This window comes from Polynucleobacter sp. es-GGE-1 (genome assembly GCF_018882005.1).
Classification (GTDB): domain Bacteria; phylum Pseudomonadota; class Gammaproteobacteria; order Burkholderiales; family Burkholderiaceae; genus Polynucleobacter.
In genome coordinates, this window is record NZ_JACVPE010000010.1 from 190,832 (window position 1) to 214,952 (window position 24,121).

Below are 24,121 nucleotides of genomic sequence, written 5' to 3' on the forward strand. Positions count from 1 at the left end.
TTCTTGGCTTACTCTTTATTAACTTACTTCACTTAATTTTTTTCGCAACAAATCGTTGACCTGTCCAGGGTTTGCTTTCCCCTGAGAGGCTTTCATAATTTGGCCCACTAGCGCATTGAAGGCCTTCTCCTTACCCGAGCGGAACTCTTCAACCGACCTCTGATTAGCGGCCAACACTTGATCAATGATGGCCTCTAATGCGCCACTATCACTAATTTGTTTAAGGCCCTTAGCATCAATAATGTGGTCAACGGTACTCATGGCTTTACCTGCAACAGCCTCTTCCCACAGAATTGCAAAAATATCTTTGGCAATCTTATTAGAGATGGTGCCATCTGCAACCCGAGTCAGCAATGGCGCTAAGTGCTCCGCCTTTAGTGGCGCGTCTGCAGTCGCAATGCCTGCACGATTTACAGCAGAAGCAAATTCACCAGCAATTAAATTGGCTGCTGCTTTTGCGAGAGGCTTACCAACGATCGCCAATAAGTCTTCGAATACTTTTGCAGTATCGCGATCCTGGGTCAGCAATTGGGTATCGTAAGCACTCAAGCCATACTCGCTTTGCCATTGCTCGCGTAACTGCGTAGGTAAAGCTGGCATACCGCTTCGCACCTTAGCGATCCAGGCATCATCAATCACCACTGGTAATAAATCTGGATCCGGGAAGTAGCGATAGTCGTTCGCATCTTCTTTGCTTCGCATACTGCGCGTCTCTTGACGATCAGGATCATACAAGCGCGTTTCTTGAACAACCGTGCCACCATCCTCAATCAATTCAATTTGACGACGTACTTCATATTGAATCGCCTCTTCGAGGAAGCGGAAAGAGTTTAAGTTCTTAATCTCGCAACGCGTACCAAACTCTACTTGTCCTTTAGGACGAACTGATACGTTGGCATCACAGCGGAATGAGCCTTCCTGCATATTGCCATCACAAACACCCAACCAAACCACCAAAGTGTGGAGCGCTTTAGCATAAGCCACTGCTTCGGCAGCGCTGCGCATGACAGGCTCAGTCACAATCTCAAGCAGTGGAGTGCCAGCGCGATTTAAATCGATGCCACTCGATGGCTCGCCATGGGGACCAATAAAACCCTCTTCATGCACGGATTTGCCAGCATCTTCTTCCATGTGGGCGCGTGTTAGTTCAACTACCTTAACTTCATCACCTATAAAAATTTCTACTTTTCCGCCAACAACTACTGGAATTTCCATCTGACTAATTTGATAGCCTTTAGGCAAATCAGGATAGAAATAGTTCTTCCGCGCAAAAATACTGGCCGGTGAAATTTTTGCACCAACAGCCAATCCAAAACGGATTGCATGCTCAACTGCTTGGCGATTTAATACTGGTAACACACCTGGTAACGCCAAATCTACTGCACATGCTTGGGTGTTTGGTTGTGCACCAAAGCGCGTACTTGCGCCACTAAAAATCTTGGATTGGGTTTGTAGCTGTGCGTGGGTCTCAAGACCGATAACGACTTCCCATTGCATCATGTCACCTCGCTTGCTTGACGCAAATGCCAATCACTGGCTTGCTGATATTGATGGGCGACTTGAAGTAAACGTGCTTCAGAAAAATAGTTACCAATCAACTGCATGCCAATTGGTAAATTGTTTGCATTAAATCCGCAGGGCGCACTCATGGCGGGCAAGCCTGCTAAGTTAGTGGAAAGTGTATAAATATCTTCTAAATACATTTGCACTGGATCTTTTGATTTTTCACCTAAACGCCAGGCTACATCAGGTGCTACGGGCCCAAGGATGACATCACACTCTTTAAATGCCGCCTGAAAATCTGAGGCAATAATGCGACGAATCTTTTGTGCCTGTAAGTAGTAGGCATCGTAGTAACCATGACAAAGAACGTAAGTGCCAATCAAGATACGACGTCTAACTTCTGGCCCGAAACCCTCGGTGCGGGACTTCTGATACATATCACCAAGATCTTTGTAATCGCTAGCGCGATGACCATAGCGCACACCATCAAAACGACTCAAATTACTAGAGGCTTCTGCTGGAGCTAAAACGTAATAAACCGGAATGGAGAGTTTGGTTTTAGGCAAGCTGACTTCAACCAACTTCGCACCTAAACTTGCTAAAGTTTTAGCAGCTTCATTCACAGATTTTGCTACATCAACAGCCAAACCTTCTGCAAAAAATTCTTTTGGCAAACCAATACGCAAACCCTCTAATGGTTTTGCAGGATTGGCATTGCCTTCTTGCCAAGCTTGATTCAGAAAGCGACCGTAGTCCTCCCCAGAATCTGTGAGCGAAGTCGAGTCGCGTGGATCGTGCGAAGACATGGCAGAAAGTAGTAGCGCGCAATCTTCAGCAGTTTTGCCCATCGGACCTGCTTGATCCAAAGATGATGCATAGGCAATCATGCCGTAACGAGAAACGCGTCCATAAGTGGGCTTAATTCCAGTTAAGCCACAAAATGCTGCTGGCTGACGAATCGAGCCCCCAGTATCGGTCCCTGTAGCAATCGGAGCTAAGCCAGCTGCTACTGCGGCAGCCGATCCACCAGAAGAACCGCCAGCAACGTGCGCAGAGTTCCAAGGATTGAGTACTGGGCCATAAGCTGAGTTTTCATTGGAAGAGCCCATGGCGAACTCGTCCATATTAGTCTTGCCTAAGCAAACCATGCCTGCGCCATGAGGGTTACTTTCATCCGGAATTCCCAAGTTCGCCACTACGGTGGCATCAAAAGGGCTTTGATATCCAGACAAGATTTTGGATGCTGCGGTCGACTTCCAGCCACGAGTAACAAACACATCTTTGTGCGCAACAGGGATACCGGTCAACTTACCAGATTTTCCAGAAGAAATTAGTAAGTCTGCTTTATTAGCTTGCTCTAAACTTAAGTAAGCATTCACATCAATATAGGCATTCCACTGTTTTCCAGCCTCAATGCGGTCTAAAAAATACTGGGTCAGCTCCATGCTAGAAACCTCTTTTGTCGCAAGTGCTTTTGCCATCAAAGCAATAGGCGTGTTGTGCCAACTCATTCAATCACCTTTGGAACCAAAAAGTAACCATCATGCTGAGCAGGGGCTGATTGCATGTTTTCGGCACGATGATCTGATTCTGTAACTTGGTCAGCACGTAATGGCTGTGCCAATTCCCTCAGAAATAAGATAGGGTGCGCAAGCGGCTCTAAGCCACTAGTGTCGACAGCCTGCATTTCCTCAACGAGGGAAAAAATAGCCTGCAATTGAGGCAAAACTGCCTCAGCTTCTGCCTGGCTTAACTCAAGCCTGGAAAGGTGCGCAATGCGCTGAACATCATCAAGTTTCATGGGGCGCTAGAGTATCATTCCTATATATTTTTATTAACACCTTCTATTTTCCCACTACATCATGTTTAGTTTTTTCCGTAGCTACTTTTCCAATGACCTAGCCATCGATCTAGGAACCGCAAATACCTTAATTTATATGCGTAACCGAGGTATTGTCCTCGATGAGCCATCGGTTGTGGCGATTCGTCAAGAAGGCGGACCAAATGGCAAAAAAACCATTTTGGCAGTCGGAAAAGAGGCGAAAGCAATGTTGGGTCGCGTACCAGGCAATATTGAAGCAATTCGTCCCATGAAAGATGGTGTGATTGCCGACTTCACCATTACCGAACAAATGCTCAAGCAATTTATCAAGCTTGTGCATGAAAGCAAACTTTTAAGACCAAGTCCACGCATCATCATTTGCGTTCCTTGCGGATCTACTCAAGTTGAGCGTCGCGCGATTCGCGAATCTGCATTGGGCGCTGGTGCATCGCAAGTATTTCTGATTGAAGAACCGATGGCAGCCGCCATTGGATCTGGTCTGCCAGTTTCTGAAGCTGCTGGTTCCATGGTGGTTGATATCGGCGGAGGCACCACCGAAGTTGGCGTGATGTCATTAGGTGGCATGGTTTACAAAGGCTCTGTTCGTGTTGGTGGAGATAAGTTTGACGAAGCGATTACCAATTACATTCGACGTAACTACGGCATGTTGATTGGCGAACAAACTGCTGAGTTAATTAAGAAAACCATTGGCTCTGCTTTCCCTGGCGCTGAAGTACGCGAAATGGAAGTCAAGGGGCGCAATCTTTCTGAAGGCGTTCCACGTAGCTTCACCGTAACAAGTAATGAAATTCTTGAGGCATTGACTGACCCATTAAATCAAATCGTGACTGCAGTAAAAGCTGCTCTCGAGCAGATTCCACCTGAGTTGGCATCAGATATTGCTGAGCGCGGCATGATGCTAACAGGCGGTGGCGCCTTATTGCGTGACCTTGACCGTCTCCTGCTGGAAGAAACTGGTTTACCTATTCACGTGCCAGAAGATCCATTAACTTGCGTAGCTCGTGGTTGTGGCATTGCACTTGAGCGCATGGATAAGTTAGGCGGAGTGTTCTCGCACGAGTAAGCGACATACACGTCGATCAGGGCATTGCAACATACCGCTCCTCCACTTTTCAGACAGGGCATACCAGCCTTACTTAAACTGATTGTCTGTCTGTCGATCAGCATTGCATTGATGCTGATCGATTTTCGCTTTAAAGCGCTCGACCCAATTCGCAACAATATAAATTTAGTTTTACGTCCTCTTGAGTACATCATGATGGCGCCTCGTAATGTCATCGAAGTAACGTCAGAATATTTCACCACTCGCTCTACACTTGATCAAGAAAATCAGGTCATGAAAGCTCGCCAAGCAGAGCTGTCTTTGTTAGCGAATCAATCAGAGTTCTTGATGGTTGAGAATCAAAATTTACGCGAGTTGATGGCGCTGCAAAAACAAGTGGCATTCAAAACCTTGCCAGTAGAAATTCTATTCAATCCGCCCAACCCCATTTCACAACGTATTGTGATTAATCGCGGCAGCAATGACGGCATCAAGCTAGGCAACCCGATTGCCAATGATGCTGGCATTCTTGGCCAGGTGGTCCGTCTGTATGAGCGCTCTGCTGAAGTATCACTCTTAGAGGACCGTGACTTTGCGGTTCCCGTCCAAGTAGCTCGCAATGGCCTGCGCGCAGCTGTTTTTGGGGCTGGGCGCGGCAACCCTCTCGAATTACGTTATTTGCCTGTTGCCAGCGATTTAGAAGTTGGCGACATCCTCCTGACGTCTGGAATTGATGGCATTTATCCTCCAGGCTTTGCGGTAGCGGTCATTAGCAAAATAGAGCGTAACGCTGATAAAAACTCTTCTAACGTGTTTTGCATACCAGTAGCCGCAGTCAATCGTTATCGTCAGGCACTCGCCTTTTTATACGACCCACAATTTGATGCCAAGGCGCCAGTCCTCAACAATAAGTCGGCCTCAGGCACACCTTTAACCAATAACCCAGGTCGTCGCCAAACTCGTGCGCGAGGCATGCAATGATTGATAACCAAAGCGGCTATATCCTGCGTCCAGTCAGTCCGTTATTTATTTACTTCAGTTTATTTTGTGCGCTGTTATTAAATTTTTTACCGTTTGGAAACTTCGGCTGGGTGCCCGACTTCCTAATCATCAGTATCGTATTTTGGAATATTCACCAACATCGCTATGTCAGCGTTATCTGGTCGTTTGGCTTGGGCCTGATGATGGATGTTCATAACTCAGACTTATTGGGCTTACATGCTTTTAGTTATTCGCTAGTCGCTTACATTGCCATTTCTTGGCATAGGCGCATCATTTCGCTTAACGTTCTATCGCAAGCACTGCATCTTCTTCCCATTTTCTTAATAGTTTCTTTGTTTCCTGTGCTGGTGCATTGGATGCTGAGCGGAGAGCTTTATTGGTGGGCCCTAACAGGCGCTATTCAAGCGCTGATTGAAGCGTTGCTGTGGCCAATTGCCACAAATATTTTGTTAGCCCCACAACGCCGTCCGATTGATGTTGATCTCAATCGCCCTCTTTAAGAAGCTGTATGGTTTCTTTTAAAAAGCCTGATCTCGATTCATTTCAAGAGCGCATCCATATTGCGACCTTATTTGTTACGTTTTGCTTTTTAATCTTAATGACTCGCTTGGTATGGCTGCAACTCATCAGTCACGGCAAATATGCCTTACTTGCAGAAAGTAATCGCATTGCATTAGTGCCGGCGCCCGCTAATCGTGGGTTGATCATTGATCGCAATGGCATCGTCATTGGCAGAAACTACTCCGCCCTCACCTTAGATGTGAACGCTGAAGAGCTTAAAGGAAATGTCGATGAGCTCATTAACGAGCTCTCTGAAATCATCGATATCTCCCCTCGAGATAGGCGCAACTTCAAGCGCTCTTTAGAGGATTCTCGCAATATGGGCACCTTTCCGCTGCGATCCATGTTGAATGAGGCAGAAACCGCTCGATTTATGGCAAATCGCTACCGTTTCCCTGGGGTAGATATTCGCGCCAGAAGCTTTCGCGAATATCCCTATAACGAGCTAGCCTCTCATCTCATTGGCTATATCGGTCGAGTTTCCCAGCGTGATAAAGAGCGTATGCAAGCCGAAATTGAGAACTCAAAGGGAGATGATCCTGATGCTCTTCAAACCTCCTTTTTGCCCGGTATTCAGTACGTTGGAAAGATTGGCCTAGAGCAAAGCTATGAAACTGTTTTGCGGGGCGTACCTGGCTACGATCAAGTGGAGATTACTGCAGGCGGCAAACCGGTAAGAACACTTTCTAACTCGCCATCAGTACCCGGTAAAAACATTGTGCTGTCGGTGGACATTAAGTTGCAATACTTGGTTGAGCAGCTATATGGAAATTTTCGTGGTGCGTTTGTAGCTATTGAACCTGAAACTGGTGATGTATTGGCATTCGTTTCTAAGCCTAACTTCAACCCAAACGATTTCGTTGAGGGTATTGATTCAGTAACCTGGAAAGAGTTAAATGACTCTCCACAAAAGCCACTCTATAACCGTCCTCTAAAGGGAATTTATCCTCCAGGCTCCACCTACAAACCGTTCATGGCTTTAGCTGCTCTAGAGAATAAAAAACGTACGCCATCACAAACGATTTTTGATCCGGGCTATTTTGATTTTGGTAATCACACCTTCCGCGACGATAAGAAGGGTGGTCATGGCACAGTAGATATGCAGAAATCCATTGTTGAGTCTTGCGACACCTATTACTACTTGCTTGCTCGCGACATGGGCGTGAACATGATGCACGACTTTATGAAACCACTTGGTTTTGGACAAATCACCGGGATTGATTTGCAAGGTGAATCCAAGGGTGTACTGCCGTCTACCGATTGGAAGAAAAATACTTTCAAAAAACCAGAGCAGCAGAAATGGTACGAGGGTGAAACGATCTCCTTAGGCATTGGTCAGGGTTATAACTCGTTTACTATTTTGCAGCTTTCTCACGCTATGGCTAACCTAGCTAACAATGGCGTTGTGATGAAACCTCATCTCGTGAAGGCGATTGAGGATCCCTTTACACGTAACAGGGTGCTCACTACTCCAAAAGAAAGTTATCGCATTGATCTGAATGCTGAGAATATTGAGATCATCAAAAAAGCGATGGTTGAGGTGAATGTTTCTGGAACATCTGCAGCAGCATTTAAGGGCGCAGGATATGTTGCCGGAGGCAAGACTGGAACTGCACAGGTGTTTAGCCTGAACTCAAAAGAGTATAAGCATGGCTCTACTGCAGAGTTCTTGCGTGACCACGCTTTATATATTGCTTTTGCGCCTGCAGACAAGCCGACGATTGTGATCGCGATGGTAGTTGAGAATGCAGGCTTTGGTGCACAGCATGCCGCACCAATCGCACGGAAAGCCCTGGATTACTACATTGATGGCAAATGGCCTAAGGAGGTTCCTGAGTGGAAAAGAGCCCCATAAAAAAAATCCAATTACTATTTTTTAGTTTTTTTGCAGGATTAGATCGCCAGCTGGGCTTTATTCTACTTGGCTTAGCAGCTGTAGGCTTTTTTACTTTTTTATCGGCAAGTCAAAATACTCCCGTACAAATTGGGGATGAGTTACGTAATCTTGCGCTGTCTTTTGTGGTGATGTGGATAGTGTCTCGTATCCCCCCAAAGTGGTTAGAGATGGGGGCTGTTTGGATTTATGGACTTGGCGTTACACTTTTAGTTGCAGTGGCGATCTTTGGATTAATTAAAAAGGGTGCGCGTCGCTGGCTCAATATTGGTATTGTGATTCAACCCTCCGAGATCATGAAGATCGCTATGCCACTCATGCTTGCTTGGTACTTTCAAAAACGCGAGGGGATTCAAAAGACTTGGGATTATGGAGTTGCTGGAATTATTTTAGCCATCCCCGTTTTTTTAATTGCCCGTCAACCAGATCTTGGAACTGCCTTGTTAGTTTCTGCTGCTGGACTCTATGTCATCATCCTTGCCGGTCTTCCATGGAAATGGATTCTACCCTTTGTAGGAATTGGTGTTGTAGGCATCTTGCTGATTATTATTTTTGGCAGCACCATCTGCGCGCATGATGTAGCGTGGCCATTTGTACACAATTATCAAAAGAATCGTATCTGTACATTGCTTGACCCCAGCAGCGATCCTCTCGGCAAAGGCTTCCACACCATTCAATCGATGATTGCTATCGGCTCTGGTGGATTTTTTGGTAAAGGCTGGTTTCAGGGAACCCAAGCGCACTTAGAATTCATTCCAGAAAAGCACACTGACTTTGTCTTTGCCGTTTTCTCGGAAGAATTTGGCCTGCTTGGAAACCTCGTATTGCTTGGGCTTTTCTTTGCACTCATTAAACGAGGCTTAGCAATCTCTGCAAGCGCGCCCAATTTGTTCACTCGTTTGCTAGGCGCTGCTGTGACTATGATTTTCTTTACCTACGCCTTTGTGAATATTGGCATGGTGAGCGGCCTACTTCCAGTGGTGGGCGTTCCATTACCCTTTATTAGTTACGGTGGCACTGCTTTAGTCACGCTAGGGTTTGGTGCCGGCATCTTAATGAGCATTCATCGCCATCGCCGCTTAGTGCAAAGTTAAGCAAGAAACTGCAGAAGTTGTATTCATTCAGATTGCATTCTTCAGGAAATAAAAAAGCCCGGCATACCGGGCTTTTTTATTAACAAAGGAAGAATTACTTCTTACGCTTGTTCACTGAATCTTTAAATGCCTTACCAGCAGAAAACTTAACAGTTTTAGCAGCAGCGATTTTGAGTGGCTCGCCAGTTTTTGGATTACGGCCCATACGTGCAGCACGCTTACCAGATGCGAAAGTACCGAAGCCGATCAGTTGTACTGAATCGCCTTTAGTAACAGCTTTGATAATGTTCTCAATTGCAGAATTCAATGCGAATTCTGCTTTGGCTTTAGAGATCTCCGCGTCGTCAGCAATCGCTGCGATTAGTTCGGCTTTGTTCAAGTGAAGCTCCTTATAGATATTGATATCGGCGCACATTGCGCTTGCATGATTTTAACCACAAAAAATTACAAAAATAAAGCTGCGTAACAACAATTTTTAAAACAACTACAAATTAATCTTCCAGAACCTCTATACCAGACACAAAATATTCAGTATCCCCAAAACATGTTGTTGGCAATCCGATGTGTTGATCATATTTTAGAGCTACTTTTTTGCCTAGATTAGCATTTATTTTTTGTGCCACGGCATCATCACGCACCGTAAAGAGGAATTTTTCTGACATCGTTCCAGGCATGGAAACCATCGCCAATTCACCTTCCCAGGTTTTACAAAGATATCCTCGATTAGAGAATTTTTGCACATAACCAGCACGCTCTCCGCTGCCATAACTCCATGTGAGCATCAACCATGTATATCCCGCAATCCCCACTAAGCCAATTAAAACAAGGCTTAAGAGCCACTTTATAAAGCCATTCATACGATCTTCTCCGCTCTATATCCTCATTAACCCTAACTGGGTGCCCATATTGATTCTCCTTGAGTATATGAGGATATAGGGACAAGAAATAGTCAATTAAACACTTCCATACAAATTAAAATGTTAGTCATTACTTTGGATTGGCAAATCGCATGCAAGCTCGTCACATCATTTTTTTTATATTTGTAATCTCAGCAATTTATGTCTATTTCAGAGGCAGAGTACGTTTTGGAGTGGTGAGATCGCTCACCGACTATCAAGTCTTGTTGGCGCCGATCAATGCTTTACTGTATTTATTTTCCAAGGTCAAAGCTAGCACATTTATCCCTGTAAACCAGTTTCCCGAAATGCAACCTTTAAAAGATAACTGGGAAACTATTCGCCAAGAAGCGCTTTCTTTAAATGCAGATGGCGCCATTGCAGTTGCTACTGGCTATAACGATATTGGCTTTAACTCCTTCTTTAGGACGGGCTGGAAACGTTTTCACCTCTATTGGTACGGCAAAGATCTGCCATCAGCACAAACAAGTTGCCCCAAAACCGTGGCCCTTCTCAAATCGATTCCCTCCATCAAGGCGGCTATGTTTGCTTCCCTACCACCTGGAGCAACACTGGTGCGGCACCGTGACCCCTATGCTGGATCCCTGCGATATCACATTGGATTAGTGACCCCCAATGACCCCAAATGCTTTATTGAGGTGGATGGAGAGCGTTATTTCTGGAAAGATGGTGAAGCGGTCATGTTTGATGAAACCTATATTCATTTTGCAGCCAATGAAACTGATCATCAACGCATAGTCTTGTTTTGCGACGTTGAGCGCCCTGTCTATACAAAAGTAGTACAGCTGCTCAATCGCTGGTTTGGGCGGTATGTGATGAGTGCTGCAGCCTCACAAAACGTTGCTGGCGAAAAAGTGGGCTTTGTGAATGTCTTATTTACCTACTTTTATCACCTTAGGGCACAAGCAAAAAAACTGAAAGCAAAACATCGCTCCGTTTATTACATCAGCAAATGGGTGCTGATCTTAGGTATTTTATGGGTCATCTTTTGGTAAGCGTGCCTCTTAGGGCTTTAGTATTTGAGCGATTTGCTCAGCGCTAATGGATCCCCAGATTTCCACTTGCTTCTTACGGCTATTTTGACCAGAAATGAATTGAATCTGCTTTTGCGGAATTTTTAACTGCTTAGAGAGCCAAGCCAACAAAAGCTCATTTGCCTTATTTTCTAAGACTGGAGCTTGTAAAGAAATTTTCAGACAGCCATCATGTAAACCAACTACTTTGGTCTGTTTTGCACCAGGCTGGTAATGCAAAGTAAGGGCAATTCCAGTGGGGGTTTGTTTTAACCATATCGGCGTCATTAAAGTACTTTAAACTTAAACCATGCCATATAAAAATTCCCAAGCTTTAGACCATCTATTTGCAAGTAATCGCCACTGGGCGGAAGACATGGTCGCCAAGGATCCTGATTTTTTCAAGCGCTTGGTCAATCAGCAGGCTCCGCAGTATCTTTGGATTGGCTGCGCTGATAGTCGAGTACCCGCAAATGAGATTGTGGACTTATTGCCAGGCGAACTTTTTGTTCATCGTAACGTGGCAAACGTCGTTGTTCATACTGATCTGAATTGCTTGTCAGTAATTCAGTTTGCCATTGACCTTTTGAAGGTCAAGCATATTTTAGTGGTGGGTCACTATGGTTGTGCTGGTGTTCATGCTGCCCTGAGCGATAGACGCGTTGGTCTTGCTGACAATTGGTTGCGCCACGTAAAAGATGTCCATCAAAAACATGAGCGCTATTTGGGGGAAATGTTGCCAACGCCAAAGCGGCAAGATCGTCTCTGTGAACTCAATGTCATTGAGCAAGTTGTCAACGTATGTGAAACAACGATTGTTCAAGATGCGTGGGCACGCGGTCAAGGCCTCACCGTGCATGGCTGGGCCTATCGCTTAGACACTGGCTTAGTAAATGATTTAGGAATGTCGAGTAGCTCAACGGAAGAGATGCTTGATCGCTATGCTAAATCGATCAAACGTTACGAAACAGAATAAAACTCGTTTGTTCAAATCTTTTGCTAATTATGTAGGGCTAGTTTTTCTTAAACTCCTATCTCTACTCCCTTATAAGATTTTAGTATCGATTGGATATGGCTTAGGTTTTATTGCTGCCAGATTGCCAGGGGATAGAAACCGGGTGGTTAAAACCAACCTTCAATTGTGTTTTCCTAATCTCAATGCAGATGAAATTGATATTCTCAGAAAAAAACACTGGCGTCTTCTGGGTCGCAGTCTTGTAGAGAAAAGTATTATCTGGCTTGGCAGTGAAAAACAATTGAACAAAATGATTGAAGTGAAGTCAGCCGTTGACCTCACAAGTCGTAAGCCGCGCATTCTGGTGAATATGCATTTCATAGGAATCGAGGGTAGTATTATTTTGAGTGCGCTAGCAAAACGGATGGATTGGCCGCGAACTTCAGGATTTTTTCAGCGCATGAAAAATCCATTCTTTAATCGAAAAATTATTGACTGGCGCAACCGTTTTGGCGGCAACTCGATAGATCGTCAAGGCAATGCCAAAGCAATCATCCGCGAAATTCGTAATGGCGACTTCATCATCATTGCACCAGACATTGATTTGGGAATGAAAGACTCTGAGTTTGTACCTTTCTTCGGTATTGAAACTAATACCATTACAACCATCTCTCGCCTAGCAAAAATTACTGGCGCCGATGTTTGTATGATGGTCACCACTCTCAAAGATGATGAGTCTGGTTATCTTTGCGAGATCAGTAAGCCCTTAGAAAATTTTCCGGGGGATAACGTTAAGTCTGACACCGCTCGACTCAATCAAATTTTCGAAAAAGAAATTCGCCTTCGCCCCGCTGAATATTATTGGGTTCATAAGCGCTTTAAAAATCGCCCTAACCACGAATCAAACCCCTACAGCCCTTCTAAGTAGAGGACTCTCGCTTGCCATGAAAAAAGTGGAGGGACTGGGCGAGACTACTCCGGAAATCGCGACAGGCGCTCAGCACTGGCGGGCTTCATCTCTGTTCCAAGAGATGGATAAACATAAGCCAGTAAAACACCAAGGACAACGGCTGCAAGCACCTGAAAATAAAGGATTTTATAAATCGGTGGATTTTTTTAAGATAGCAGTCATTACTTCTTCCTTGATTGAATATTCTGCAATGTCATAGTGTAGTCAATGTGAAGTGGTGCCGCGCACCAAGTAGGCTCAGGCTTTATCGGATAATGCAGGTATGGAAGAAAAAGTTCGCGTCTCTAAATTACTATCTGAACTGGGCTTATGCTCTAGACGCGAGGCTGACTCTTATATTGAGCAAGGCTTAGTCACAGTGGATGGTGAAGTGGTAAATGAACTAGGTGTTCGTGCTTATCGTCATCAAAAAATTGAACTGCAATCTGGCGCTAAAGTGCAGCAAGCATCTCGCATTACCGTCATTCTCAATAAGCCTGTTGGATACATCTCACATTATGATGATGAGCAAGAATATCAACCGGCAGCATCTCTCATCACTCCAGAAAACTACTTTGGTAGTCCGCTGGATAAAGGTAGAAATCCGCGCTTTAACACCAAGGGACTTGCTCCCGCTGGTAGATTGGATATCGACTCCACAGGCTTGCTGGTCTTAACGCAAGATGGGCGCATTGCCAAACTACTGATTGGCGAGAACAGTCCGATTGAAAAAGAATATTTAGTACGGGTTGAAGGAGCACTCTCTTTTGAAGATTTAGATCGTCTTAAACATGGCCTCTCTCTAGATGGCGTGGCGCTTAAGCCAGCACAAGTGAGCTGGCAGAACGAAGATCAATTGCGGTTTGTTCTACGCGAAGGTCGTAAGCGTCAAATTCGTCGCATGTGCGAAATGGTGGGGCTAAAAGTGCTGGGCTTGAAACGCATCAGAATGGGTCGCATCTCTTTGGGGCCACTACCTCCAGGCCAATGGCGATTTGTAAGGCCGGAAGAGCAATTCTAAAAGGCTTAGACGCTTATAATTGCGTCCTTACCTAGATTAACCAGCGCAGAATTACCATCGATACCTCCACCTCCAGCACCCCAGCCGCAGAAGTACTTAGACGTCGCAGCTTTGCCATCATCTCTCACCCAGATGCGGGTAAAACAACGCTGACTGAAAAGCTATTACTGTATGCAGGTGCAATTCAGATTGCAGGAAGTGTCAAGGCACGTAAAGCTAGTAGGCACGCAACCTCTGACTGGATGGAAATTGAAAAGCAACGTGGAATCTCGGTAGCCAGTTCTGTCATGCAGATGGAATATCGTGATTGCATTATTAATTTGCTCGACACTCCGGGGCACCAAGACTTTTCTGAAGATACCTATCGCGTATTAACAGCAGTTGATTCTGCCTTGATGGTAATTGATGCGGCTAACGGTGTTGAATCACAAACCCTACGCTTATTAGAAGTCTGCCGCGCGCGTAACACGCCGATTGTTACCTTCATTAACAAGATGGACCGAGAAGTAAAGCCACCCATGGAGCTGATGGATGAAATTGAATCTGCGCTCGGCATTGAAGTTGTTCCATTTACTTGGCCTGTGGGTATGGGCAAATCTTTTGCTGGCGTAATCGATATTGCCAATATGCGCATGCGCATGTTTAAGGCTGGTGAAGATCGTGTGACCGAAGATTCTCATGCCGTCGTTGATGTCAATGACCCGGCCCTGAAAGAGCGTTTGGGCACAGACTTAGAAAATGCCTTGGCGGAAGTTGCCTTAATCAAAGAAGCCATGCCAGCATTTGATCGAGAGGCATTCTTAGCCGGTCGCCAGTCGCCTGTTTTCTTTGGCTCAGCCATTAATAACTTTGGTGTACGAGAAATTCTGAATACGTTGGTTGAATTAGCGCCATCCCCTGGCTCACGTAAAGCATTGCAACGCGAAGTGAGTCCAGCTGAAAATAAATTCTCAGCTGTAGTCTTCAAAATTCAAGCCAATATGGATCCCGCGCATCGAGACCGCGTGGCATTTTTGCGGATTTGCTCTGGTCACTTTCAGCGCGGCATGAAGCTCAAGATTTGTCGCAACAACAAAGAAGTTCGCACCAATAACGCCCTATCATTCTTATCGCAACGACGTGACATTTTGGATGAAGCTTTTCCGGGTGACATCATCGGCTTACCAAACCATGGTTTACTGCGTCTCGGTGACACTCTTACTGAAGGCGAGCAGCTGCAATTTACTGGACTACCATTTTTTGCCCCTGAAATTTTTCGCATGGTTGAGTCTGCCGATCCATTGCGGTCAAAGCAATTAAGAACTGGCTTGATGCAGCTAGGCGAAGAGGGAGCCATTCAAGTATTTCGTCCGATGGCTGGGGGCACAATGTTACTCGGTGCTTTTGGCCAACTGCAATTTGAAGTAGTTAGTCATCGACTGCAAACTGAATATGGTGCTGAGGTACGCCTTCTCCCAGCACGCTATAGCCTAGCTCGCTGGGTTAGCTCAGATGATCCTATTGCACTGAAAAAATTTACCCAGGAAAATATTCATCGTATGGCAGAAGATGTGGTCGGCGCATCGGTATTTCTTGCCTCTCATAAATCAGAATTGGATGTTGCTCAACAACGCTGGGAATCAATTCAGTTCCATGCACTGAGGGAGCATGCAGGTCTGATTTATCAATCAGACCTAGCTGGCTAATAGCAACCTTTATTGGCGAGCGGCATTGCAGTTGAACACAACAAGCAAAGATGAATCAGCGCTTTTAAAAGAAGCCTTCTTGCCGTATTGCGCGCAGTAAGCATTCGCTTTTTGAGTAAGCTGTTCGATTGATTCGCCACTGCTATTTAAAAAGGTTACGTGATTTGCATCGGATGCATCCGTGAAGACAGCTGCGCACCCTATGAATGCAAAACTGCATAACGCTAATAAAAAAAATCTCTTCACTTTGGTCCTGTTAATTTCTCAATGATTACAGCGCTTACCTTGGTGGCAAATGGTCGATATATCAAGATACAAATAATGGCTACAGGATAGGCTACAGCCCACACCTCAAGCCATGCCGAGAAGAAGCTCTCTGCAGCACCGATACGAACAAAGGTTGCCACTAGAGTAATACTCAATGACATTAAAAAGCCCATTACCAAGGAGAAGATAAGGGCCGGAAGATTTATCATCATCTAATCATAGCGCCTGATTTTTTTAACTGTTATTCTGAGTGGTGATCACTATCTCGCGCCCTAAATAGGGGAATCTTTAGAGCATTGCCCTAGATTCATCACTCCTTTACTTTAGGAATACGAATGGCTGTAGGCCAAAACCAAAAAAACAGAAAAAACGATCCCATGCTCACAAAAACAGGCAAAACACGCCTAGGGCCACTTAACCCAGCTCAGCTCACTAAGCTCATGGAAACCAGCACCAAACCAAAAGAAAAAAGCAAAATTTTACGAGCACTAAATAAGATCCAAATGATTGCAGCATAAATACCAAGCCCCGATTAACGGGGCTTTTTCTTTCTGTCGGTAAGTTACCTGCGCTTGACCAACATTTTTTTGCTCAAGATGACAGTCGATACGACTAAAAAAGCAAACACCATATTCATCAAAGTAGGATGATCGCCCAAGAAAATACTTGCGGCTATTAAGGTGCAGAATGGTTGAATCAGCTGCACCTGACTCACTCTGGCAATGCCGCCAATAGCGAGACCCTCGTACCAAAAGAAAAATCCTAAGAACATTGGAAATAGACTTAAGTACACGAAGCTGGTCCACGCGATCGCATCAGCGCTCCAATATTCCGAATGGAATGTTAAATAAGACATCACTATATTGATTGGCAGTGAAATGACTAATGCCCAAGAAATAACTGCGCGGGGATTCATCTTTCGAGATAACTCGCCGCCCTCAACATACCCTACACAAGCACAAATACCCCCGAGCACTAATAAGCCATCTATATAAGTAAAGCTACCGGCACTTTTGAGTAGCGCATAAATAACTACCAAGGCAGCACCCAGTAAGGAAACAAACCAAAAACCTAGGGAAGGGCGCTCCTTAAAGCGCAGAACTCCGATCACCGTTGTAGCTAATGGCATCATGCCCAAAATAACGGCGCCATGAGAAGAAGATCCTTCCTTCATAGCAACCGTTGTAAAAATTGGAAAGCCAAATACGATACCTAAAGCAATCACAATCAACTTAACTAAATCCGTTTTACTGGGAAACGGAGCCTGCTTATATACAAGATAGGCTAAAGCCACTAGACCTGCTAAACATGCCCTACCAAAGGCAATGAAGTAAGGATTAAAACTGAGAATGGCAATCTTGCTGACAGGCAAGGTTAGGCTAAAGATCAGGATGCCGATAAAACCAATCAACATTCCTTTGCTTTCTTTGTTCACCGTCGCCCTTTATAAATTAGTCAATCTATTGTATTAATAAAGCGGGCTTGACGGGATCTAATATACAAATTCTGCTGAAGAAGGCGTCCACCTTTATCATTGCCTCATGACTACCACTCGATTCTGCTTAGTGCGCCATGGTGAAACCGACTGGAATGTCGCACGTCGACTTCAAGGTCATACCGATATTGATCTGAATACTCATGGGGTAAAACAAGCCCAACAGATGGCTAAAGCTCTCAAGGGAATCAATCTGCAGTTTGACGTCCTCTATACAAGTGACCTTATACGAGCAGTCAAAACTGCTAAGGCCATCGAAGAAATATTTGGGGTGAATGCAATTACTGCTGAAGCACTAAGAGAACGTCATTTGGGAGCACTTCAAGGGCTCACCATAATCGATGCGCCATATCTTGAGCCCGAACTATGGAATATCCATCTGAGTAGAAATATAGAGCATGACTTACGTGGTGGCGAAAGCATCAAACGCTTTGCAGAGCGCATTCACAGAGGACTTGAAACAATTCGCATGCAACACTTGGGTAAAACGATTTTGCTGGTCAGTCACGGTGGCGCCATAGAGATGATGTATCGACTAGCAAGCAATCAAGCCTTAGAAGCAGAAAGGACTGTATCTGTGCCGAATGCCTCGCTCAACTGGATTAGCCATGATGGATCTTCGTGGAAAGTAGATCGCTGGGCAGATACCAGTCATTTAGGAAGCTTAGCGCTCGATAATGTAGATCTTTAGGTCTTGCAACTGAAATCGCCTATGATGAGCTCATGAGATTCATTAAAACAATACAGCTCTCTTTGCTATTGGCAGCGTTCTCAATGCCAATCTATGCCGCTGAAAATGTACCTGATGGCATCCCCGATCGCATCGTCGGAGACATTGGAGCTGCAGTCTACACCTCTAACCTACACATCGGAACCGAAGGTACCCAATCCATTGTGATGCCTTATGCTTTTTTTGATTACCAACGATTCTTTGTTCGCATCGATGAAGTGGGTATCAAGACTTTTAAAATGGGTTATGGCTATTTTGAGGTCATCGGAAAAATTAATTTAGATTCCTATAAAGTGAAGTCACCAATCAATGGCAACTCTATTAATCGTAGCGATCCAATTCCCTTAGGATTAGGCACTTTTCAAGAAACACCCATTGGTGGTTTTTTTGTGAACGCCTATCACGACTTTGGAAAATCTAAGGGGGCACTTTATGAGCTTCTCTACTTCGCTGAAATTGAAACATATAAAAAAGTGGTTGTGTATCCACAAATTGGGGTGGAACGCCAATCAAGTCAATATGCCAACTATTACTATGGCATCAATCCTGGAGAGTCTTCACTTACAGGCTACAACGCTTACAGCGCCCCAGCAACTAATAATGTATTAGCAGGCTTGCTGGTGGAAATCCCCGTGGTCGATAACTGGTATGTCAATATTTATGGCAAACGGAAGTGGATGGGTGGCGGAATTAATAACAGCCCAGTGATGAACCGCTCATTTCAAGATAATATTTTTGCAGCTCTAGCGTATCGCTTTAAATAGTCTACCAAGGTAAAGCAGGAAGGAGAGGCTTAAGACCAGCTTTTTGTATTGTTGGTGCAGCCTTTGGCGAAGCTAAATATGCAATTAAATCTCTCGATGCAACCTGACTATTCACATTACTAGTAATGCCCGCTGAAAACAAAACTGTCTGCTGCACTTCTTGTGGAATCTCACCAATGAAATCAATCCCTTGTATGGGAATCAATTCGCTAACCTGCTGAAAGCCTAACTCAGCGTCTCCTCTAGCAATCACTGTCCCTACACGCTCGCTGTAAATCTTCTTTGCCGTTTTACTCATCTGCTCTGCAATGCCTAGCTTTGGAAATAATTCTGCAGATAAATAGGTTCCGCTAGCACTAGCAGAATATGCCACAGACTTTGCATTCAGTAAGGCTTGCTTCAGTCCGGGGACAGTACTGATATCGGGCCTTGGCGAACCCGCCCGAACTGCAGCGCCAATCACGGACGCAACCAAATCGACCCTACTTCCTGACTGTACTGCGCCACTCTGAATGAAGCGCTCTAATGCAGGCGCCGCCAAAATCAAAACATCAAATTTTTCATCTCGGGAGAGTCTTGAAGGAATAGAGTCAGGCGCACTTCCCATCGAAGAGCCATAAGAGATGATAACTTTATTAGAAGATTGTTTTTCATACTCGGGCACTAGATCTTTGAGGGCTTCTGCAAAGGCACCCGAAGTAATGACCTTTATCTCTGCAGCAAATGAGGGACTTACAAAAAATACAGCTGCAAGAAAAATGAAGGTCGTGACTCTAAGTGAGTGAATAATTTTCATTTTTTAGTGAATGTTAGATCAGAGCAAGATAAGAAATATAGTAACAGCTTAGTTTCTTCAAATGACTTCCAAAACCTTACTTAAAGAGTTACCCTCAAAATTTGGTCGCTCGCCAATTTCCTCGAATGGATGCCCAAGACGATTTACCCAAAATACGTTATACCCATACCATTTAGCCGCTAGTGCATCCCAAGCATTGCTTGATACAAATAAGACTTCCTCTTTTTTTACAGGAAATGATTTGAGTAGCAACTCATATGCCTGGGGGGCGGTCTTAAATAAACGCACCTCTTCAATCGTGACCACTTTATCTAAATACGGCTTAAGGCCATTGCTTTCTACTACTGTAGCGAGCATCTCTCTACTGCCATTAGACAGAATTGCAGTAGAGGCGCCACGTTTTTTTATTTCTTGAAGAACCATCAAGCTATCTTCAAAACTACTGAGCTTGGCATATTGATCCATTAACTGCTTTTCAGTTGATGCAGTCAGCTCTAATCCTAATCGCTTACAGACATAGCGCAATGAGCGAATGGTTATATCCCAAAATGGCAAATAGTGTTTACTGCCAACGGCACTAGGGTCGCTCATAGTGACAAGACGGGTGTAATCAATTTGCCGATCGCGCCACATCAATGACAGCGTTTGACCATGCCCAGGAAACAATGCTTCTGCCAATTCTCCCATGGAGTAAACATCAAATAACGTTCCGTAGGCATCGAATGCAATTAGCTTATACATGTCACCCCTTGAATTGATTATTTTTTATTATCGCTCGGTACTAAGGAGCGGTATCGTCTAAAGCCAAAGATATGAATTCTTTGACTATGTTAGCTATCTGTAGCCCAGCACGTCGTCATGAGTTCTTTTTTGGCCCTCTACGAATCGTTTACTACATATCCCCGACCCACTATGACTAGCTTCTTTTTTTGCGTCTACCTGCATTTGATACATTGCCTCAAAACAATCTCTTCGATTCACGAACTTAAAAGCTTTTGTATGCGTTTGCTTGCCTTTATAAAAGTAGAAAAAATCTAAAGTCCAATACTGATCGCCCTTAATGCCCGTATTCGTAGATTCTGGGAGTTGTGCAGGAGGGTGACTGACGCATGCACTTAACAAAAATATAAAGTAGATAAAGAAAGGCTTATACAGGTTCAATCGATCACCTATTGAGTAACTCTATTTTCTAAGTTTATCGTTTTGAACGACAAAATAATCTAACCATCACCAATGCCGCCAATATTTCAGCAAGTACAAATCCGAAGACATCATTTGGAGCAATGCCTACAAAAGTATTTGTGAGACTTCTTGCCATAGCAACTGCAGGATTCGCAAAGAAGGTTGAGGAAGTAAACCAATACCCTGCAGTGACAGTTAAGGCAACAAGCATGGGCACTCGATCTTTTACTTCTTGATCGCCAATACGAATTACTGAAAGCAATACGAGAGTTGATACAAACTCACTAATCCAAATACCTAAGCCAGTTCTGACTTTGGTTGATTCTTGAATGATAGGAAGACTAAACATCAAATGCGTTAGCCATATTCCAGCAATAGCGCCAGTGAACTGACAGCCCCAATAAGCCAACATCTTTTTGAAATCAAGATGTCCTAGCTTCCAAAACATCAGGCTCACGACTGGATTGAAATGAGCGCCTGAGATGGGGCCCAGTAACACAATCAAAGCGTAAAGTCCTGCTCCAGTAGCAATACTATTTCCAAGCAAAGCAACTGCGGCATTACCAGCGGCCATAGACTCACCCATCAGGCCAGACCCTGCCACTATTGCCAACAATAGTGCCGTACCAACAAACTCACTGATATAGCTTCTCATGCTTTTGTATGAATCTCTTTTAGGCTCATTGAATCTAATTTATCTAATGGCATCGCAGCAAGAATATCAATACGCTTCTGAAGTCCGTTCATCACTTTAACAAAAGCTGCCTTTTTCTCCAAGTCAGTACCTTGCACTTGCGATGGGTCAGGAAAGCCCCAATGCGCTGTTGCAGGATTACCAGGCCAGAATGGACATTGCTCACCAGCTGCATTGTCACAAACAGTAATAATGAAATCCATCTTCGGCGCATTGGGCTCTCCGAAGACATCCCAGCTCTTAGACTTTAATTTTGCTGGATCCATGCCCATCTCCAATGCCAACTCCCTAGCAATAGGATTAACAGATGTGCCCGGGGTCGAGCCAGCAGAAAAACCAATAAGCTTGCCACTGGGATGAGTCGAGGCAAGCGCCTCGCCTAAAACTGAGCGTGCAGAATTATGCGTACAGAGAAAGAGAATGTTGTATTGCTTCATTGCTTGTCTTTAGTTAATTAGTAATAAGATTTTTTAGTGATCGATAAAATTTAAACTATAGCCAGTGGCATGGGGGCCTGAATATCGGCAGCCTTGATATAAAACCGTAGTCTTTTCATTTGCAGCTCACCTTCTTTTTCTTGGGGACCTCACAAGACTTGCCACCACAACAGTTTTCCAACAAAAAGTCGCTTAAGGTATTTACTAAGTTCGTATTAGGTCGGTAGATTAAATTTCTACTTTGGCGCTCAACTACCAAAAGATTGGCATTCACCAATTCTTTTAAGTGAAAACTCAAAGTTGCATTGGGGATGCCTAACTTCTCAATAATTTGACTGGGCGTTAAGCCAACATCCCCTTTTTGAACAATCAAGCGAAATACATTAAGACGGCTTTCTTGTCCTAGCGCAACAAATGCCTCAACAGCTTCTATATTTTTCATGTTTCTATAATAATGGAAATATATGACAAAGAAGTTACATAATTTTCGCCCAATACCCATATTCATAAAATTTAGAAGTTGCTAGGAAGGATGCTTGGGGGCCTAGGATATCTAAGCCTAGTGGCTCTTCAAATAATCAATTACCCAGGCTGGATCACTATCACTTGGGAAGATTGGATAGTGAACGGCTTCAATCACACCATGATTAGCAATTAATGTAGCCCGCTTCAATAAAGTCATCCCTGATGTTACAAAGGTTGGCATATTCAATGCCTTTTGAAATTGATAGTTCACATCACTGACAACTGGAAATGGCAGATGCAGTCTATCAGCCATTTCTTTTTGATATTCAGTGGATTGAACGCTCAAACCTACAAGCTCCGCACCTAATGCTTGAAGCTCTTGATAGTGATCTCTAAACGAGCAACTTTGCGGCGTACAACCTCTTGCCCCAGGAATTTGATCCCAGCCATCAGGTAAAGCAACATTCGGCCGCCCTGTCATCGGATAACAATAGATAACGAATTTGCCTTTGATATCGCCAAAATGAATAGCCTTACCATTGGTGGCATTTAAAGAAACCTTAGGTAGTTTCATTCCCTTCAAATGATTGGTCGAGCCATCGTCTTGAGGGATTGGCAGACCTGCAGGAAGTTCATTAAAGTTTGTCATAGATCTGGGATAGTCAATGCAATATTTTCAGCAACGCTGTTATTTAAACTGTTGCATCAGGCACTAATCATTTTCTTCAAGCATATTGACACGACTAATAATCCAGCAAGCTCCAGCAATCAAGATAATAGCCCCGCTCTCATAGAGCAGGATTGAATGGTTTCCATCTTTGCCCTGAAGGATAATTAATCTACTCAATGCAGTCATTGCAATAAATAAAGGGATTGTTATAGGAATACGATGGCTAGAATAAAAGGCTGCCAGCATCCCAAGTACCTCGGCATAAATAAACATCAGCAATAGATCTTGTAGCTCAACACGACGGCTACTAATAAGGGAAAAAACCTCTTGGCCCATTGCTGCAATAGTAAAAATCGCAATAGTAATTAAAAATAATTTTTCAACAAAGCCAATGATATTTTTAACGTTCATACGCTGACCTTTTTAATTTGGAATTCAATTTTAAATACGCCCCGATATGTGCGGGGTATATCTCACTTTACTTTCTAGCCTTATATTTTTGTATAGCCTCTTTTAAATCTGAATATTCCTCGCATCCAAATGTACAGACTTTATCTAATCTTGCCAATAATGCCTCAGCGCCTGATAAGTCATTGTTAATTAACTTTAGCTTGCCGTAATACTCAAAAGCACCGCGATGATTTGGGTCTATTTTCAGGGCGGCTTGATAATACTTTTCAGCCCCAACTAAGTCCGGCGTCTGTTTCTTGCGAAGGCTGTAACCCAACAAATTATTCCAATCAGCAGAACTTGTTTCATTGGCAGCCTGTAATTGTTTTATTGCCTGATCATATTTTTCAGCTTTAATGCTTGCCCTTGACTCTGTTAGCCAAGCCGGGTCTGACTTAATAGGTGCAGTATCTGCAGCTTGTGATAGTCCAACCATGGAAATGAACCATAGTGCCGCTAGAAATATTTTTTTCATTTGAAAGCCTATAAGTTAGAGAATCTTTTTTGCTGATTATTTAATTACCACTTAAATAGCATGCGTATGAAAACACTAAAACCACCCAATGAACTGACCCCCAGTAGTTGGACAGTTTAGTTAGGTTAGCACGAGGGATTGAGTTCGGTATTGCACCGGGCTCAATCCCTTTAGTTTTTGCTTGATTCGATCATGGTTGTAGTAGTGGATATATTCC

Annotated in this window: 30 protein-coding genes; 13 read left to right on the plus strand and 17 right to left on the minus strand. The window is 44.1% G+C overall.

The genetic code is table 11. The annotated features are described in order from the left end of the window. Window positions 1-18: 18 nt before the first annotated feature. From gatB to gatC, 3 genes are read right to left on the minus strand one after another with little or no spacing between them, the layout of a single operon-like run. Window positions 19-1,497: an Asp-tRNA(Asn)/Glu-tRNA(Gln) amidotransferase subunit GatB gene (gatB, locus tag ICN35_RS09820; protein WP_216127260.1), complete on the minus strand. Its 1,479-nt coding sequence runs from the start codon at window positions 1,495-1,497 to the stop codon at window positions 19-21. Next, window positions 1,497-3,014, minus strand: a complete 1,518-nt coding sequence (gene gatA / locus ICN35_RS09825; RefSeq protein ID WP_216127188.1) for an Asp-tRNA(Asn)/Glu-tRNA(Gln) amidotransferase subunit GatA — start codon at window positions 3,012-3,014, stop codon at window positions 1,497-1,499. The genes gatB and gatA overlap by 1 nt, the downstream gene beginning before the upstream one ends. Further along, complete coding sequence (gatC, locus tag ICN35_RS09830; RefSeq protein WP_215295997.1) at window positions 3,011-3,304, minus strand: Asp-tRNA(Asn)/Glu-tRNA(Gln) amidotransferase subunit GatC; 294 nt, start codon at window positions 3,302-3,304, stop codon at window positions 3,011-3,013. The genes gatA and gatC overlap by 4 nt, the downstream gene beginning before the upstream one ends. 61 nt (window positions 3,305-3,365) lie before the next feature. On the opposite strand from gatC, the gene ICN35_RS09835 reads away from it, so the two are divergent. The 5 genes from ICN35_RS09835 to rodA are packed head-to-tail and all read left to right on the plus strand — an operon-like array spanning window position 3,366 to window position 8,939. Beyond that, window positions 3,366-4,409 carry a rod shape-determining protein gene (locus tag ICN35_RS09835; protein ID WP_216127189.1) on the plus strand — a complete coding sequence of 348 codons (1,044 nt, stop codon included), beginning with the start codon at window positions 3,366-3,368 and terminating at the stop codon, window positions 4,407-4,409. Window positions 4,410-4,433: 24 nt separating this feature from the next. After that, entirely contained in the window at window positions 4,434-5,369 is a 936-nt protein-coding gene (mreC, locus tag ICN35_RS09840; protein ID WP_215295999.1) for a rod shape-determining protein MreC, read from the plus strand. Further along, entirely contained in the window at window positions 5,366-5,890 is a 525-nt protein-coding gene (gene mreD / locus ICN35_RS09845; RefSeq protein WP_216127191.1) for a rod shape-determining protein MreD, read from the plus strand. Before mreC ends, mreD begins: the two co-directional genes overlap by 4 nt. Window positions 5,891-5,898: 8 nt before the next feature. After that, entirely contained in the window at window positions 5,899-7,806 is a 1,908-nt protein-coding gene (mrdA, locus tag ICN35_RS09850; RefSeq protein WP_216127192.1) for a penicillin-binding protein 2, read from the plus strand. Continuing rightward, entirely contained in the window at window positions 7,788-8,939 is a 1,152-nt protein-coding gene (gene rodA, locus ICN35_RS09855) for a rod shape-determining protein RodA (RefSeq protein WP_215296002.1), read from the plus strand. Before mrdA ends, rodA begins: the two co-directional genes overlap by 19 nt. Before the next feature lie 94 nt (window positions 8,940-9,033). Here rodA and ICN35_RS09860 read toward each other — a convergent pair whose 3' ends face one another. Continuing rightward, the gene (locus ICN35_RS09860) at window positions 9,034-9,318 is read right to left on the minus strand and encodes an HU family DNA-binding protein (RefSeq protein ID WP_087908896.1); all 285 of its coding nucleotides are present in this window, start codon (window positions 9,316-9,318) and stop codon (window positions 9,034-9,036) included. Between the two features lie 112 nt (window positions 9,319-9,430). Next, window positions 9,431-9,796, minus strand: a complete 366-nt coding sequence (locus ICN35_RS09865; protein WP_215296003.1) for a hypothetical protein — start codon at window positions 9,794-9,796, stop codon at window positions 9,431-9,433. Between the two features lie 152 nt (window positions 9,797-9,948). On the opposite strand from ICN35_RS09865, the gene ICN35_RS09870 reads away from it, so the two are divergent. Further along, on the plus strand, window positions 9,949-10,851 hold the full coding sequence (locus ICN35_RS09870; RefSeq protein ID WP_216127193.1) for an aspartyl/asparaginyl beta-hydroxylase domain-containing protein: 903 nt from the start codon (window positions 9,949-9,951) through the stop codon (window positions 10,849-10,851). A 9-nt stretch (window positions 10,852-10,860) separates the two neighbouring features. Here the strand turns inward: ICN35_RS09870 and ICN35_RS09875 are convergent, their stop codons facing one another. Further along, entirely contained in the window at window positions 10,861-11,157 is a 297-nt protein-coding gene (locus tag ICN35_RS09875) for a DUF167 domain-containing protein (RefSeq protein ID WP_216127194.1), read from the minus strand. Window positions 11,158-11,179: 22 nt separating this feature from the next. Between ICN35_RS09875 and can the strand changes: the two genes are divergently transcribed. The 5 genes from can (at window position 11,180) to ICN35_RS09900 (ending at window position 15,479) form a co-directional block, all read left to right on the plus strand. Then, window positions 11,180-11,845, plus strand: coding sequence for a carbonate dehydratase (gene can / locus ICN35_RS09880; RefSeq protein ID WP_216127195.1), 666 nt, complete (start codon window positions 11,180-11,182; stop codon window positions 11,843-11,845). Beyond that, the gene (locus tag ICN35_RS09885; RefSeq protein ID WP_255535800.1) at window positions 11,811-12,752 is read left to right on the plus strand and encodes a lipid A biosynthesis acyltransferase; all 942 of its coding nucleotides are present in this window, start codon (window positions 11,811-11,813) and stop codon (window positions 12,750-12,752) included. The genes can and ICN35_RS09885 overlap by 35 nt, the downstream gene beginning before the upstream one ends. A 16-nt stretch (window positions 12,753-12,768) precedes the next feature. Beyond that, a complete protein-coding gene (locus tag ICN35_RS09890; protein WP_216127198.1) occupies window positions 12,769-12,993 on the plus strand; it encodes a hypothetical protein in 225 nt (74 codons plus the stop codon). Window positions 12,994-13,056: 63 nt separating this feature from the next. Continuing rightward, window positions 13,057-13,794: a pseudouridine synthase gene (locus tag ICN35_RS09895; protein WP_216127200.1), complete on the plus strand. Its 738-nt coding sequence runs from the start codon at window positions 13,057-13,059 to the stop codon at window positions 13,792-13,794. Between the two features lie 56 nt (window positions 13,795-13,850). Further along, complete coding sequence (locus ICN35_RS09900) at window positions 13,851-15,479, plus strand: peptide chain release factor 3 (RefSeq protein ID WP_216127261.1); 1,629 nt, start codon at window positions 13,851-13,853, stop codon at window positions 15,477-15,479. 242 nt (window positions 15,480-15,721) lie between these two features. Here ICN35_RS09900 and ICN35_RS09905 read toward each other — a convergent pair whose 3' ends face one another. Both ICN35_RS09905 and ICN35_RS09910 read right to left on the minus strand, forming a co-directional pair. After that, a complete protein-coding gene (locus tag ICN35_RS09905) occupies window positions 15,722-15,958 on the minus strand; it encodes a DUF2798 domain-containing protein (protein ID WP_370625683.1) in 237 nt (78 codons plus the stop codon). Between the two features lie 350 nt (window positions 15,959-16,308). Next, window positions 16,309-17,181, minus strand: a complete 873-nt coding sequence (locus ICN35_RS09910; RefSeq protein WP_216127204.1) for a DMT family transporter — start codon at window positions 17,179-17,181, stop codon at window positions 16,309-16,311. A gap of 106 nt (window positions 17,182-17,287) precedes the next feature. Between ICN35_RS09910 and ICN35_RS09915 the strand changes: the two genes are divergently transcribed. Together ICN35_RS09915 and ICN35_RS09920 are read left to right on the plus strand one after the other, a co-directional pair. Beyond that, on the plus strand, window positions 17,288-17,932 hold the full coding sequence (locus tag ICN35_RS09915; protein WP_216127207.1) for a histidine phosphatase family protein: 645 nt from the start codon (window positions 17,288-17,290) through the stop codon (window positions 17,930-17,932). A 32-nt stretch (window positions 17,933-17,964) separates the two neighbouring features. Beyond that, a complete protein-coding gene (locus tag ICN35_RS09920; RefSeq protein WP_216127210.1) occupies window positions 17,965-18,735 on the plus strand; it encodes a MipA/OmpV family protein in 771 nt (256 codons plus the stop codon). 1 nt (window position 18,736) lies between these two features. On the opposite strand, the gene ICN35_RS09925 is transcribed toward ICN35_RS09920, so the two are convergent. The 9 genes from ICN35_RS09925 to ICN35_RS09965 all read right to left on the minus strand — a co-directional run. Continuing rightward, entirely contained in the window at window positions 18,737-19,531 is a 795-nt protein-coding gene (locus ICN35_RS09925; RefSeq protein ID WP_216127213.1) for a substrate-binding domain-containing protein, read from the minus strand. A gap of 57 nt (window positions 19,532-19,588) precedes the next feature. Continuing rightward, on the minus strand, window positions 19,589-20,272 hold the full coding sequence (locus tag ICN35_RS09930; RefSeq protein WP_216127216.1) for a haloacid dehalogenase type II: 684 nt from the start codon (window positions 20,270-20,272) through the stop codon (window positions 19,589-19,591). 454 nt (window positions 20,273-20,726) lie between these two features. Further along, entirely contained in the window at window positions 20,727-21,368 is a 642-nt protein-coding gene (locus tag ICN35_RS09935) for an MIP/aquaporin family protein (protein WP_216127217.1), read from the minus strand. Then, on the minus strand, window positions 21,365-21,844 hold the full coding sequence (locus tag ICN35_RS09940; protein WP_216127220.1) for an arsenate reductase ArsC: 480 nt from the start codon (window positions 21,842-21,844) through the stop codon (window positions 21,365-21,367). The genes ICN35_RS09935 and ICN35_RS09940 overlap by 4 nt, the downstream gene beginning before the upstream one ends. Before the next feature lie 115 nt (window positions 21,845-21,959). Beyond that, window positions 21,960-22,286, minus strand: a complete 327-nt coding sequence (locus ICN35_RS09945; protein WP_216127222.1) for a helix-turn-helix transcriptional regulator — start codon at window positions 22,284-22,286, stop codon at window positions 21,960-21,962. A 117-nt stretch (window positions 22,287-22,403) separates the two neighbouring features. After that, on the minus strand, window positions 22,404-22,958 hold the full coding sequence (locus ICN35_RS09950; protein WP_216127224.1) for a peroxiredoxin: 555 nt from the start codon (window positions 22,956-22,958) through the stop codon (window positions 22,404-22,406). A gap of 63 nt (window positions 22,959-23,021) precedes the next feature. Next, a complete protein-coding gene (locus ICN35_RS09955; RefSeq protein ID WP_216127226.1) occupies window positions 23,022-23,390 on the minus strand; it encodes a phosphate-starvation-inducible protein PsiE in 369 nt (122 codons plus the stop codon). 67 nt (window positions 23,391-23,457) lie between these two features. After that, window positions 23,458-23,904: a tetratricopeptide repeat protein gene (locus ICN35_RS09960; protein WP_255535797.1), complete on the minus strand. Its 447-nt coding sequence runs from the start codon at window positions 23,902-23,904 to the stop codon at window positions 23,458-23,460. A 120-nt stretch (window positions 23,905-24,024) separates the two neighbouring features. Beyond that, on the minus strand, window positions 24,025-24,121 hold a 97-nt coding region (locus ICN35_RS09965), incomplete at its 5' end, for an IS3 family transposase (protein ID WP_216123889.1).

Excerpts from the sequence above, each read along its gene's own strand:
- ICN35_RS09940 (WP_216127220.1), bottom strand. The coding sequence starts at position 21,844 with ATGAAGCAATACAACATTCTCTTTCTCTGTACGCATAATTCTGCACGC.
- ICN35_RS09950 (WP_216127224.1), bottom strand. The coding sequence starts at position 22,958 with ATGACAAACTTTAATGAACTTCCTGCAGGTCTGCCAATCCCTCAAGAC.
- ICN35_RS09870 (WP_216127193.1), top strand. The coding sequence starts at position 9,949 with ATGCAAGCTCGTCACATCATTTTTTTTATATTTGTAATCTCAGCAATT.
- ICN35_RS09835 (WP_216127189.1), top strand. The coding sequence starts at position 3,366 with ATGTTTAGTTTTTTCCGTAGCTACTTTTCCAATGACCTAGCCATCGAT.
- ICN35_RS09960 (WP_255535797.1), bottom strand. The coding sequence starts at position 23,904 with ATGAAAAAAATATTTCTAGCGGCACTATGGTTCATTTCCATGGTTGGA.
- ICN35_RS09930 (WP_216127216.1), bottom strand. The coding sequence starts at position 20,272 with ATGTATAAGCTAATTGCATTCGATGCCTACGGAACGTTATTTGATGTT.
- ICN35_RS09875 (WP_216127194.1), bottom strand. The coding sequence starts at position 11,157 with ATGACGCCGATATGGTTAAAACAAACCCCCACTGGAATTGCCCTTACT.
- ICN35_RS09865 (WP_215296003.1), bottom strand. The coding sequence starts at position 9,796 with ATGAATGGCTTTATAAAGTGGCTCTTAAGCCTTGTTTTAATTGGCTTA.
- gatC (WP_215295997.1), bottom strand. The coding sequence starts at position 3,304 with ATGAAACTTGATGATGTTCAGCGCATTGCGCACCTTTCCAGGCTTGAG.
- ICN35_RS09945 (WP_216127222.1), bottom strand. The coding sequence starts at position 22,286 with ATGAAAAATATAGAAGCTGTTGAGGCATTTGTTGCGCTAGGACAAGAA.
- ICN35_RS09885 (WP_255535800.1), top strand. The coding sequence starts at position 11,811 with ATGCTAAATCGATCAAACGTTACGAAACAGAATAAAACTCGTTTGTTC.
- ICN35_RS09925 (WP_216127213.1), bottom strand. The coding sequence starts at position 19,531 with ATGAAAATTATTCACTCACTTAGAGTCACGACCTTCATTTTTCTTGCA.
- ICN35_RS09955 (WP_216127226.1), bottom strand. The coding sequence starts at position 23,390 with ATGAACGTTAAAAATATCATTGGCTTTGTTGAAAAATTATTTTTAATT.
- gatB (WP_216127260.1), bottom strand. The coding sequence starts at position 1,497 with ATGCAATGGGAAGTCGTTATCGGTCTTGAGACCCACGCACAGCTACAA.
- can (WP_216127195.1), top strand. The coding sequence starts at position 11,180 with ATGCCATATAAAAATTCCCAAGCTTTAGACCATCTATTTGCAAGTAAT.
- mrdA (WP_216127192.1), top strand. The coding sequence starts at position 5,899 with ATGGTTTCTTTTAAAAAGCCTGATCTCGATTCATTTCAAGAGCGCATC.
- mreD (WP_216127191.1), top strand. The coding sequence starts at position 5,366 with ATGATTGATAACCAAAGCGGCTATATCCTGCGTCCAGTCAGTCCGTTA.
- ICN35_RS09895 (WP_216127200.1), top strand. The coding sequence starts at position 13,057 with ATGGAAGAAAAAGTTCGCGTCTCTAAATTACTATCTGAACTGGGCTTA.
- ICN35_RS09915 (WP_216127207.1), top strand. The coding sequence starts at position 17,288 with ATGACTACCACTCGATTCTGCTTAGTGCGCCATGGTGAAACCGACTGG.
- ICN35_RS09905 (WP_370625683.1), bottom strand. The coding sequence starts at position 15,958 with ATGATGATAAATCTTCCGGCCCTTATCTTCTCCTTGGTAATGGGCTTT.
- ICN35_RS09890 (WP_216127198.1), top strand. The coding sequence starts at position 12,769 with ATGAAAAAAGTGGAGGGACTGGGCGAGACTACTCCGGAAATCGCGACA.
- ICN35_RS09935 (WP_216127217.1), bottom strand. The coding sequence starts at position 21,368 with ATGAGAAGCTATATCAGTGAGTTTGTTGGTACGGCACTATTGTTGGCA.
- gatA (WP_216127188.1), bottom strand. The coding sequence starts at position 3,014 with ATGAGTTGGCACAACACGCCTATTGCTTTGATGGCAAAAGCACTTGCG.
- ICN35_RS09920 (WP_216127210.1), top strand. The coding sequence starts at position 17,965 with ATGAGATTCATTAAAACAATACAGCTCTCTTTGCTATTGGCAGCGTTC.